Origin of the sequence: Geodermatophilus aquaeductus, assembly GCF_900182545.1 — a bacterium.
GTDB classification, from domain to species: Bacteria; Actinomycetota; Actinomycetes; order Mycobacteriales; family Geodermatophilaceae; genus Geodermatophilus; species Geodermatophilus aquaeductus.
The window spans coordinates 253,970-265,607 of record NZ_FXTJ01000007.1 but is presented as its reverse complement, the minus strand read 5'-3'; the positions used below and the strand labels follow the sequence as shown (position 1 = coordinate 265,607).

Annotated in this window: 9 protein-coding genes and 1 tRNA gene; 4 read left to right on the top strand and 6 right to left on the bottom strand. The window is 75.6% G+C overall.

Annotated features, from left to right (window positions below; genetic code table 11):
• Nucleotides 1-74: 74 nt before the first annotated feature.
• Together FN207_RS18035 and FN207_RS18030 are read right to left on the bottom strand one after the other, a co-directional pair.
• Nucleotides 75-1,700: a peptide chain release factor 3 gene (locus FN207_RS18035; RefSeq protein ID WP_142459821.1), complete on the bottom strand. Its 1,626-nt coding sequence runs from the start codon at nt 1,698-1,700 to the stop codon at nt 75-77.
• 200 nt (nt 1,701-1,900) lie between these two features.
• Nucleotides 1,901-2,422, bottom strand: a complete 522-nt coding sequence (locus FN207_RS18030) for a hypothetical protein (protein WP_142459820.1) — start codon at nt 2,420-2,422, stop codon at nt 1,901-1,903.
• A 172-nt stretch (nt 2,423-2,594) separates the two neighbouring features.
• On the opposite strand from FN207_RS18030, the gene FN207_RS18025 reads away from it, so the two are divergent.
• Nucleotides 2,595-4,184 carry a CYTH and CHAD domain-containing protein gene (locus tag FN207_RS18025; protein WP_185938408.1) on the top strand — a complete coding sequence of 530 codons (1,590 nt, stop codon included), beginning with the start codon at nt 2,595-2,597 and terminating at the stop codon, nt 4,182-4,184.
• Nucleotides 4,185-4,343: 159 nt separating this feature from the next.
• On the opposite strand, the gene FN207_RS18020 is transcribed toward FN207_RS18025, so the two are convergent.
• Nucleotides 4,344-4,419, bottom strand: a tRNA-His gene (locus FN207_RS18020).
• Nucleotides 4,420-4,476: 57 nt separating this feature from the next.
• Nucleotides 4,477-5,169, bottom strand: coding sequence for an oligoribonuclease (orn, locus tag FN207_RS18015; RefSeq protein WP_142459818.1), 693 nt, complete (start codon nt 5,167-5,169; stop codon nt 4,477-4,479).
• 151 nt (nt 5,170-5,320) lie between these two features.
• Between orn and FN207_RS18010 the strand changes: the two genes are divergently transcribed.
• Both FN207_RS18010 and FN207_RS18005 read left to right on the top strand, forming a co-directional pair.
• Nucleotides 5,321-6,550, top strand: a complete 1,230-nt coding sequence (locus FN207_RS18010) for a hypothetical protein (protein ID WP_246066151.1) — start codon at nt 5,321-5,323, stop codon at nt 6,548-6,550.
• Nucleotides 6,551-6,731: 181 nt separating this feature from the next.
• On the top strand, nt 6,732-8,561 hold the full coding sequence (locus FN207_RS18005; RefSeq protein ID WP_142459817.1) for a hypothetical protein: 1,830 nt from the start codon (nt 6,732-6,734) through the stop codon (nt 8,559-8,561).
• 6 nt (nt 8,562-8,567) lie between these two features.
• Here the strand turns inward: FN207_RS18005 and FN207_RS18000 are convergent, their stop codons facing one another.
• Entirely contained in the window at nt 8,568-9,173 is a 606-nt protein-coding gene (locus FN207_RS18000; protein WP_221888270.1) for an SACE_7040 family transcriptional regulator, read from the bottom strand.
• 160 nt (nt 9,174-9,333) lie between these two features.
• Here FN207_RS18000 and FN207_RS17995 point away from each other — a divergent pair, with 160 nt between their 5' ends.
• Nucleotides 9,334-10,488, top strand: coding sequence for an acyl-CoA dehydrogenase family protein (locus FN207_RS17995; RefSeq protein WP_142459816.1), 1,155 nt, complete (start codon nt 9,334-9,336; stop codon nt 10,486-10,488).
• A gap of 14 nt (nt 10,489-10,502) precedes the next feature.
• Here the strand turns inward: FN207_RS17995 and FN207_RS17990 are convergent, their stop codons facing one another.
• Complete coding sequence (locus FN207_RS17990) at nt 10,503-11,516, bottom strand: NADPH:quinone reductase (protein WP_142459815.1); 1,014 nt, start codon at nt 11,514-11,516, stop codon at nt 10,503-10,505.
• Nucleotides 11,517-11,638: the final 122 nt, after the last annotated feature.

Here is an 11,638-nt window from a genome sequence, read left to right as displayed (position 1 = left end):
TGCGCTCGTCGGTGTCCCCACCTGCATCGCAGCACATCGGGCCTCGGCGTGCGACCCGGGTCACACCGGGACGCTCAGGCGAGCTGGGCGGCGACCAGCGGCTCGAGGGTGAGGTCGGGCTTGCCGTTGCGCACGATGCCCATCACCCACTTGTTGGTGAACAGGGCGAGCAGCTTGCCGTCGCTGCGCTGCATCACCTCGGTGCCCGTGGTGGCGGTGATCCGCGGGGCCGAGGCCTCGTCGGTGCGCATGGCGAGGGAGTAGGGGAGCGGCTCGAGCCGCACCGGCGCGTGGAACTCGTGCTCCATGCGGTGCGTGGCCACCTCGAACTGCATCGGGCCGACGACGGCGAACACCGGCGCCTGCTCACCGCGCCGGTCCGACCGCAGCACCTGCACGACGCCCTCGGACTCCAGCTGCTCGATCCCGCGGCGGAACTGCTTGTGCTTGGCCGTCTCCAGGCTGCGGACGACGGCGAAGTGCTCCGGCGCGAACGTGGTCAGCGGCGGGAAGGCGACCGGTTGCTGGGCGTACAGCGTGTCCCCGACGTGCAGCGCCGAGGCGTTGACCAGCCCGACGACGTCGCCGGGGTAGGCGACGTCGATGCTCTCCCGTTCGCGGCCGAACACGTGCTGGGCGTACTTGGTGGCGAACGGGCGCCCGGTGGGCCCGTGGGTGACCACCATCCCGCGCTCGAACACGCCCGAGCAGATGCGGATGTAGGCCAGCCGGTCCCGGTGGGCGGCGTCCATGCCCGACTGGACCTTGAAGACGAACGCGCTGAACGGTGCCTCGACCGGCCGGGGGACCCCGTCGGTGTCGGGCCGGCCGGCGGGCGCGGGGGCGAGGTCGACGAGGACGTCGAGCAGCGCGCCGACGCCGAAGTTGGAGATGGCCGAGGCGAACAGCACCGGGGTGGTGACGCCGGACAGGAACAGGTCCTGGTCGTGCTCGCCGGCGGTCGCGGCCAGCAGGTCGGCCTCCTCGAGCGCCTGCGGCCACGCGTCGGGCTCGCGCGCGGCGGCCGCGTCGGCGGGCAGGACCTCCTCGGGGGCGACCGTGGCGCCTCCGGCGGTCCGCGTGTAGCGCCGGTAGCTTCCGTCGCGCCGGTCGAGCACGCCGCGGAAGTCGCCGGCGATCCCCACCGGCCAGGTCAGGGGGGTGGGCGTGAGCCCGGTCCGCTCGGCGACCTCGTCCATCAGCTCCAGGGCGTCCTTGCCGGGGCGGTCCCACTTGTTGACGACCGTGATGACGGGGATGCCGCGGTGCCGGCAGACGGCGAACAGCTTCATCGTCTGGGCCTCGAGGCCCTTGGCGGCGTCGATGAGCATCACCGCCGCGTCGACGGCAGTGAGCACCCGGTAGGTGTCCTCGGAGAAGTCGGCGTGCCCGGGGGTGTCGAGCAGGTTGACCACGGTGTCGCGGTAGGAGAACTGCAGCGCCGCCGAGGTGATGGAGATCCCGCGCGCCTTCTCCATGTCCATCCAGTCCGACACCGTGCCGCGCCGGCCGGCCTTGCCGTGCACCGCGCCGGCCTGGCCGATCACCCGGGCGTGCAGGGCCAGTGCCTCGGTCAGCGTGGACTTGCCGGCGTCGGGGTGGCTGATGACGGCGAACGTCCGCCGCCGCGCGGCCTCGGCGACGACGTCGGCCGGCGCGGGGCCTGCGTCGTCGGGGCGCGCCGGGGCGGTCGTGGTCATGCTGGGTCTCCCTGGGGTGGTGCTCAGGACACGAGGGGGCCCCGGTCGGCGGGGCCCTGGCGGGCGGGTGGCGGAGCTCGGACCCGCGCGTGAGGCCGGTCCCGGGCCAGATGGCCCGGCGGACCTCCAGGTTAGCCGTCCCCCGGGCGGCGTCCCGGTCGCGACCGGGTCGCCACGGTGACCGCGGTCGGCGCCGGCGGTCAGCCGATCGTCCGGTCCCCGTCGCGCCCGCCGTCCAGCGCGGCGTCCGCGCGGGCCTCGAGGCCGCCGAGGAACTCGTCGACGGCGAGCATCTCGCGGTGCACCGCCGCGACGTCGACGGCGGCCGCGGTGGAGGCCCGCTCCAGCCGGGCGATGGCCTGGTCGGTCGCGCGGATGTCGTCGGCGGTGTCCGGCCACAGGTTCCACACCGTCCAGCTGAGCCGGGCCCACTCCGCGGCGACGTCGCCGGTGTCGGTCTCCGGTGCGGTGCCGGACAGCGGCAGGAGAGCGCCGGCGAGCAGGGGCAGGGCGTGCCGCAGGTACTCCTGCCAGGCGTCGATGAAGCGGTGGGCGACCGTCATCGCGGCGGGGTGGCCCTCGGCCATCCGCGCGTACAGCAGGGCGGCGTCGAGCCGGGCGCCGGTGCGCTGGTCGAGCCGGCTCTGCGGCCCGCTGCGGGACAACCGCACCGGCCGGGCCTCCACCGGTGCGGGCACCACGAACTCGGGGTCCTGGGGCACGGTCTGCACGGTAGGAGATGCCGCCGACAGCACCTCGACGAGTACGGCGGCCGGCCGACCTCCGGGGCCCGGCGAGGCCCGGATCGGTCAGCACGATCAGGCGCCACAGCCGGTCGCCCTGGTGACGATGCAGCCTGCGGTTCGCAGCGCTCCGGCGAGGTACACCTCCCAGATGGATGCCGTCCATGTCGCAGCCGTGAAGAAGTACGCCGCGGACGAGTCGTTCGAGCTGCCGCGCCTGGCCGACCTGGTGGCCGCACCCGCAGAGGGCCGCGACACGGCGATCGACCCGGCGGCCCCCGTCGCCGAGGGCGAGGCGGTGAACCAGCGGCTGGAAGCGACCTGGTTCGACACCGCGGACCTCCGACTGGGGACAGCGGGGGTGACCCTGCGCCGCCGTACCGGCGGCGACGACGCCGGATGGCTCCTCGAGGTCCCCGCCGGAACCGGCACGCGCCCGGAGGTGCGCCTGCCGCTGGGCCGCGCCACCCGGACCGTGCCCGAGGCGCTGCGGAACATGGTCTGGGCCCACAGCAGGAGCGCCCCGTTGCGACCTGTCGCTGCGAGCGTCACCGACCGGACGGTGCGCCGGCTGGTCGACGCGACCGGGCAGGTGTTGATGCGGGTCGCCGACGACCGCGTCGAGGCGCGCCGGCTGCGGCCCACCGAGGGCAGCGGGGACGCGGCCGGCGCCGTCACGTCCTGGCGCGAGATCGACGTGGAACTCGTCGGCGGCCGGACCGAGCTCCTCGACGCCGTCGACGCCGACCTGCGCGCCCGGGGACTGCGGGAGACCGCACCCTCATCGGCGCTCGCCCAGGTGCTGGACGGGGACGAGCGCGTCCGGCCGCCGGAACGGAAGCCGGCGAAGCCCACGAGCCGGTCGGCGGCGGGGGACGTGGTCCTCACCCACGTCCGCGAGCAGGTGGAGCAGATGCGGTCGCAGGACCTGCCGGTGCGCCTGGACGCCCCGGACGCCGTCCACAAGATGCGGGTCGCCACCCGGCGGCTGCGCAGCGCCCTGACCACGTTCAAGCCGCTGTTCGCTGCCGAGGTGGCCCGACCGCTGCGCGGGGAGCTCAAGTGGCTGGCCGGGGAGCTGGGCGCGGCGCGGGACGCCGAGGTGATGCGCGACCGGGTCAGCCGGGCCGTCGAGGCGGAGGACACGGTCGTCGAGCCCGGCCCGGCCGGCGAGGTCGCCGGCGCGGAGCTGGGCGCTGCCTATCGCGGCGCCCACGACAGGGTGCTCGCCGAGCTGGACGGCGACCGCTACCACCGCCTGCTGACCAGCCTCGACGAACTGGTCACCTCACCGCCGTTCACCGACCGCGCCCGCGCCCGCGCCGGGAAGGTGTTGCCGCGGCTGGTGGCCCGCAGCCATGCCCGCGTGCGCCGCCTCGTCGAGGACGCCGCTGCCCGGCCCGCCGGCGCCGAGCGGGAGGAGCTGCTGCACGACGCCCGCAAGGCCGCGAAGGCCGCCCGCTACGCCGGGGAGTCGGTCAGCCGAGTCTTCGGTGCCGACGCCACCGCGTTCGCGCAGGCGATGGAGGCGGTCCAGGAGGCGTTGGGGGAGCACCAGGACTCCGTGCTCACCCGGGAACGGCTGCGCGACCTGGCCCTGACCACCACCAGCACCCGTGCCGCCTTCCTCTACGGGCGGCTGCACGCGCTCGAGGAGACCAGAGCGGAGCAGTCCGAGAAGCACTTCGACGACGCCTGGAAGGCGGCCGGGCGCAAGTCGCTGCACCGCTGGCTGCGATGAGTCCCCCACGGCAGCCGACGTCCAGCACGCCGATGGTGGTCATGCCGATGACCTGCCGGGCCTCGCCGCGGGGGGTGTGTCGGGCGCGATCCGTGCCTCCCAGCCCGGGCCGGGAACCAGAGAGGCCCTGGTCAGTCGCCTGACCAGGGCCTCTCCGGATGGGGTGAGTGACGGGGCTCGAACCCGCGACACCCAGGATCACAACCTGGTGCTCTACCAGCTGAGCTACACCCACCGCGCGCACCCGGCAGCGCGAGCGCGCCGGGAACGGGACCGAGGATACCGGAGCCGGTCAGGCCTCCGACGCAGCCGGGGGTGTGTCCTCGGCCGGCGGGCCCGCGGGCGGGGTGGCGTCGGCGGCGGCGAGCACGTCGGCGAAGCCGGCCACGACCTCACCGGCCGCCCGCTGCGCCTGCGACGTCGAGGGCCCGGGCCCGTCGACGAACAGCGTCCGGCGGTAGTAGGCGAGCTCACGGACGGACTCGACGATGTCGGCCAGCGCCCGGTGCGCCAGCCCCTTGGACGGCTGGGCGAAGTAGACCCGCGGGAACCAGCGGCGGGCCAGCTCCTTGACCGAGCTGACGTCGACCATCCGGTAGTGCAGGTGGTCGTCGAGCTCGGGCATGTCGCGGGCGAGGAAGCCGCGGTCGGTGCCGATCGAGTTGCCGCACAGCGGAGCGGTGCGCCGCTCGGGGACCCACCGCTTGATGTAGGCGAGCAGCTGCTGCTCGGCCTCGGCCACCGTGAGCGTCGAGGAGCGCACCGCCTCGGTGAGGCCGGACTTCGCGTGCATCTCGGTGACGACGTCGGCCATGTCCTCGAGGTCGGCGTCGTCGGCGGAAATCACCAGGTCCAGGCCCGGGTCGAGGACACGCAGCTCCGAGTCGGTCACGACGACGGCGACCTCGATCAGCTTGTCCTTGGTGAGGTCCAGCCCGGTCATCTCGCAGTCGATCCAGACCAGGTGCCCGCCAGCGTCCGCCACGTCGGAGGACCCTACGTCCCGCCCGTCCCGTCCGCCTCGCGTGCCCGCTCACTACCGCACCCGCCACACCGGCGCCACTCAGGGGGTCGGTTTCCGGGACGGCGGCCGTTAGTCTCGGGCCATCCCGCCCCGCATCCCTGGGAGTCCCCCCGTGCCCCACCCCGCCGCCCCTGCCGCGCGCGCCCGAGTGGTGCCGCCGGCGCCGGGCTCGCTGGCCGCCGGGCTCCGGCACCCCGTCGCGCTCGTGCGCTGGCTGTGGCTCGCCCACATGACGCCGGGCCGCCCCGGGCGCCCGACCCCGCAGACCGAGCTGCGCTGGATCTACACCGCGTGGCTCGGGGCCTTCCTGCTCAAGATGCTGGGCTCGTCGTGGGACGTCTCCTGGCACTTCCGCTGGCTGCGCGACGACCTGGCGCCGCCGCACCTGCTCAACTCGGCGGGCACCGCGGTCGTCATCGCGCTGGTGGTCTTCCACAGCTACAGCGGCTACGGCGTCGACCGCCGGGCGCTGCGGCTGATGCAGTGGGGGATCGGCACGTTCCTCATCGCCATCCCGATCGACATCCTCAACCACCGGATCAACGGGCTGGACATCACCAGCTGGAGCCCGAGCCACGCGCTGCTCTACATCGGCACGGCCATCATGCTGGCCGGCGCGATCCGCGGCTGGTGGCTGTACGCCGCGCCCGGCCGGGTCCGCGACCTCGTCTCGCTGGGTCTGTGGTTGTTCTTCGCCGAGAACGTCGTCTTCCCCAACCAGCACCAGGAGTACGGCGTCCTGTCGCTGCGCGCCTACGAGGCCGGGCAGACGACGGCCGAGCCGCAGCTGCTGGACTTCGCCGCCTCCCAGGGGCAGACGCCCACGATGTTCATGCTGCCGGTGCCCGCCTGGGTGCATCCCGCGTGGATCCTCTGCGCCGGCCTGCTCTCCCTCGTCGTCGCGCGCAAGGTCGTCGGGCTGCGCTGGACGGCGACCCTCATCGCCGGCACGTACCTCGCCTACCGCGCGCTCATGTGGGTCGGGTTGGTCGCCGCCGGCTTCCCGCCCTCGGTCCTGCCGCTGGTCCTGCTGGTGGGGGCCGTCTGCATCGACCTGGCGGTCACCTTCCGGCTGCCGGGCTGGAGCGCCGCCCCGGCGACGGCGGCGCTGGTCTACGTCGCCGGGTGGCTGCAGGACGCCGCGGGCATCCTGCCGCCCTGGGACTGGTCGTGGTGGTCGATCGCGCTGGTCGTCGCCGCGTTCACGGTGCTGTGGACCGCGGTCGACGTGCTGGCCCGCAGCACCTGGTTCGCGGGCTGGCGCCGTCCGGTCGAGCCGGGTGCCGAGGCCGAGCCCGCGCTCGCCGGCGCGACGGCCGACGGCGGCGCGTCGTCCCGCTGACGAGCCGGACCGGCCCGTCACCTGACGTAACGTCGGTCGCGGCCGCCTGCCCGGGCCCCGAACCGGGGCCGCTCCGTGCGCACCGTCGCGCGCGCCACCGCGCACACCACCGCGCACACCACCGCGCACACCACCGCGCACACCGAGTTCCCCTGCACCCCAGTCGCTCCCGGAGGACCACGTGCTGCCCCTGACCCCCGTGCCGCCGCAGACGGCGGGGGAGCGCGCGCTCTTCGCCGAGCTGGCTCGCTGGGACCGCGGCGGTGCGGTCCGGGGCGCCGTCGTCGCCTCCATCCCGGTGGTCGACGGGCCGATGGAGCGCCGCATCTCCGACGCCGTCCTCTTCGTGCCCGAGGGACTCGCCGTCGTGCGGGTGGTCGAGGTGGTCCGGCAGTCCGGCGTGGTCACCGCGACCCCGGAGGGCTCCTGGACCATCGGCCCGGGCGCCCGTCCCGGCGAGGTGCTGCAGCTGTCCGGCGGCGGCTCGACGCCGCTCGACGGCCTCATGCGGGCCGGCATGGACGCCGCGGTGCGGCTGCGCCGCGCGGGCCTCGAGCCCGGCCGCATCGCGCGGCTGACCGTGCTGGTCGGCGACCTCACCGGCCTGGTCCCGGCCGACGGCGACCTCGGCGAGGGCGACCAGGTCGCGCTGCTGGAGTCCCGCTCCCTGCTGCTCGGCATCTCGCGCGCAGCCCGCTACGCCGGGGTGGACAACCCCCGGCTGTGGACCACCGCCGACGTGCGCGCCGCGCTGACCGCACTGGGCCTCGAGGGCCGCGGGCCGTCGGTGGAGGAGCTCAACGGCGAGGGCTTCCCGTACTCGCCCTACGTGCTGCGCAAGCGCGAGCTGCTCGCGCCCGCGGCGATGGCCGCCTCGGCCGGTGGCGCCGTCCCGGCGCCCGCGCCCGCCCCGGCGCCGGTGGCCATCCCGGTCCACCGCTTCGCGTCCGCGCCGGCCGGGCCGCTGGTCGACCCGGTCGCGGCCGCCGCCGTGGCCGCGGCCGCGATCCGCGCCGACGAGGAGGCCGCCGCCCGCGCCGCGGCCGGCCTGGTCGCGCCCGCTCCCGCTGCCCCGGCGCCGGTGCCTGCCCCCGCTCCGCCGGCGCACCCGGCCACCGCCCGCTTCGCCGCGCCCGCCGAGCAGTCCGGCGGCGGCGTGCGGGCGAGCGCCGTGGAGGCGCCCGTCGACGAGACCGGTGGCCTAGGCGGCCTGTTCGGCGGCGCCCACACCGACGCCGGCCCCGATGCACCGGCGCCCGTGCCCGCCGTCGCTCAGCCCGTCCCGGCACACCCGGGCGTCGCGCAGCCCGCCGTCGCGCACCCCGCGCCCGTCCCGCCCCCGCCGCCGATCCCGCTGGTCGGCCCGCGCCGCCGGTCCCCGGAGGCCCGGCGCCGGCTGGTGCTGCTCGCCGTGGCCGCGCTGGCGCTGGTCGTCGTCGCGGTGGTGGCGGTGGCGAGCCTGACCGGTGGCGGCGGCGGTGCCTCGGCCGCCGCGCCGTCGAGCGCGCCGACGTCGTCGGCGGCCCCGGAGCCGGTGGGCCCGCAGCCCGGCGAGCGCACCGTCCTCGACGGCCGCGCCTTCACCCTCGAGCAGGTGCAGGTGGACGACACCTGCGTCGGCAACTCCTACGGCGCCGTCGCCGACTTCTTCGAGCGGACCGACTGCGCCGGCCTGGCGCGGGCGCTGTGGTCGACCGACGTCGACGGGCGCGCCGTGGTCGTCGCGGTGTCGTCGGTGGCGATGGGCGACTCCGCCGGCGCCCGGGACCTGCGCGATCTGGCCGACCGCAACGGCAGCGGCAACGTCAGCGACCTGCTGCGCGAGGGCCTGAGCTACCCGGGCGCGCCGGAGGGGCTGTCGGGGGCGGAGTACGCCAGCGCCGCCGAGGGGCCGCTGGTCACCATCGTCGAGACCTCGTGGGTCGCGCCCGGTGAGGCCGGTACCGCTGACCTCGACCTGGTTGCCGGCACGGGCCTCGGGCTGCCGATGCCCGACCCGGTCGCCGGCTGACCCGCCCTACGCGGGGGAGGTGGCGGCGGCCTCGGCCATCGCCGCGAGCAGTGCGGCCATCCGCGCCCGGGGCAGCCGTCCGGCGCTGTGGGGCGTGGAGTTGACCAGGCCGAAGACGGCGTGGGCGCGGGCGCGGCTGGCGTCGGTGCCCTCCTCGGGACGCAGCCGGGTCAGCACGTCGACCCACACCTCCACGTAGCGGCGCTGCAGCCGCCGCACCGCCGCGGCGTCCTCGGGCGGCAGCGAGCCGAGGTCGCGGTCCTGGACGGTGATCAGCGCGGGGTTGTCCAGCGCGAAGTCGACCTGGAAGGCCACCAGCGCCCGCAGCTGCGCGGCGGGGTCGGGGCCGGCGGCGGCCACCCGCTCGCGCGCGCCGGCCAGCAGCCGCTGCGAGATGCCCTCGAGCATCTCGGCCAGCATCGCGTCCTTGCTGGCGAAGTGGCGGTAGATGGCCGGGCCGGTCACCCCGACCGCGGCGCCGACGTCGTCGACCCCGACCGCCCGGGCCCCGCGTTCGGCGAACAGCTGGGCCGCCGCCCGCAGGATCTGCTCGCGCCGGGAGGGCCGGGCGGCGTCGGCCGACAGCGCCGAGTCGGGCTGGCGGACGGTCACGCCGCGGATGCTAGCCGTCGCCGTCCGGGACCCTCGTCCGCCACTGGACCCCGATGTGAACCGTCGTTAACATCGGACGCAGCGGCCGGCCGACCGGCGGGGCCGCACGGGCGGGCGCCGGGGCGAACCCACCGGGGCCCGGAGCACCAGGGGGCACACCGTGCTGGACTACCGGCTCGACGACGAGACCGAGACCCTGCGGAAGACCGTCCGCGAGTTCGCGCTCGAGGTCGTGGCACCGCAGATCGGCGGCTTCTACGAGCGCGAGGAGTTCCCCACCGCGATCGTGCGGCAGATGGGCGAGCTCGGGCTGTTCGGCCTGCCCTTCCCCGAGGAGTACGGCGGCTCGGGCGGGACCTACTTCGACCTCTGCGTCGCCATCGAGGAGCTGGCCCGGGTGGACAGCTCGGTGGCCATCACCCTGGAGGCCGGCGTCTCCCTCGGTGCCATGCCCGTCTACCGGTTCGGCTCGGAGGAGCAGAAGCAGCGGTGGTTGCCGCGGCTGTGCTCCGGCGAGGCCCTGGCCGCCTTCGGCCTCACCGAGCCCGGTGGCGGCTCCGACGCCGGCGCCACCCGCACCACCGCGCGCCTCGAGGACGGCTCCTGGGTGGTCGACGGGTCGAAGGCGTTCATCACCAACTCCGGCACCGACCTCACCGAGCTGGTCACCGTCACCGCCGTCACCGGCACCCGTCCCGACGGCGGCAAGGAGATCTCCGCGATCGCGATCCCCTCGGGGACGCCCGGGATGACCGTCGGCCCGCGGTACTCGAAGGTCGGCTGGAACGCCTCGGACACCCGCGAGCTGTCCTTCAGCGACTGCCGCGTCCCCGAGGAGAACCTGGTGGGGCAGCGCGGCCGCGGCTACGCGCAGTTCCTCTCCATCCTCGACGAGGGGCGGATCGCGATCTCCGCGCTCGCCGTCGGCCTGGCGCAGGGCTGCGTGGACGAGTCGGTGCGCTATGCGGGCACCCGCGAGGCGTTCGGCCGCCCGATCGGCCGCAACCAGGCCGTGCAGTTCATGATCGCCGACATGGAGGTGCGGGCCTCCACCGCGCGCCTGGCCTACTACCGGGCGGCCGAGAAGATGCTCCGCGGCGAGCCGTTCCGGCGCGAGGCGTCGATCGCCAAGCTCTACAGCTCCGAGGTGGCGATGGACAACGCCCGCGCCGCCACCCAGGTGCACGGCGGCTACGGCTTCATGAACGAGACGCCGGTCGGCCGCTTCTACCGCGACGCCAAGATCCTCGAGATCGGCGAGGGCACCAGCGAGGTGCAGCGCATGCTGATCGCCAAGGACCTCGGCGTCGGCTGACCTGCGGTCGCCGCTCAGGCTGTGACGTCGACGAGCACCTTGCCGACGGCGCCGTCCTGGACGGCCCGGTGGGCCTGCGCGGTCTCGGCCAGCGGGAACACGTGCAGCGGCAGCCCGGCCTCCTCGCCCACCCGCAGCGCGCCGTCGAGGAGCGCGGCGTTCACGTCCTCGACGCCGATCACCTTGGCGCGCTCGGGCTGGGTGTAGACGAGGACGAAGTTCCAGCGCGCGTTGGGTGCCATCTGCGCGCGCACCGGGATGGTGACCTCGGCGCCGCCGTCGTCGGCGTACATGGCGACGGCACCGTGCATGCCGACCACCTGCGCGTCGACGGCGGCGTTGCGCGCCGCGGACACCTCCACGACGACGTCGACGCCCTTGGGCGCGACCTTGCGCACCTCCGCGACGACGTCCTGCTGCCGGTAGTCGACGACGTGCGAGGCACCGGCGGCCGCGGCGAGCTGGGCCTTGCGCGGGCTGCTCACCGTGGCGATGACGGTGGCGTCGGCCCAGCGGGCCAGCTGGATCGCCGCGTTGCCCACGGCGCCGGCGCCGCCCTGCACGAGCACGGTGTGCCCGGTCAGCGACCCGGGGCCCATGCGGTCGGGCACGGACTCACCCAGGGTCAGGCAGCGGTGCGCGGTGAGGAACGGGATGCCGAGCGCCGCGGCGAGCTCGAACGAGGGGACCGGGCCCATCGGCACGGCCTGGCGGGCCGGGACGACCGTGTACTCCGCGGCCGTCCCCCAGGGCCGCTGCCAGGCCGCCTCCCAGATCCAGACCCGCTCGCCGCGGACCGCCGGGTCGACGCCCTGCCCGACCGCCTCGACCGTGCCCGCGCCGTCCTGGCCGGGCACCTGGCCGCCGGGACCGGGCTGCGTCGCGCTGCGCGACTTCCAGTCGGTCGGGTTGACACCGGCCAGCGCGAGCCGGACGAGGACCTCGCCGGGTCCGGGCTCCGGGATGGCGCGGTCGGTCAGCTGCAGGACGTCGGGGCCGCCGGGCTGGGTGTAGGTGATGGCTCGCACGCGTCCGGCCTACCCGGGGCGCGCCCGGCACACGCTCGGCCGGTCGCCGTGCCGGGCGGAACGGGACCGGGGCGATAACCCACGGGGGTGAGCGGGTGCCGCGCGGTCCTGTCGTGCGCAAC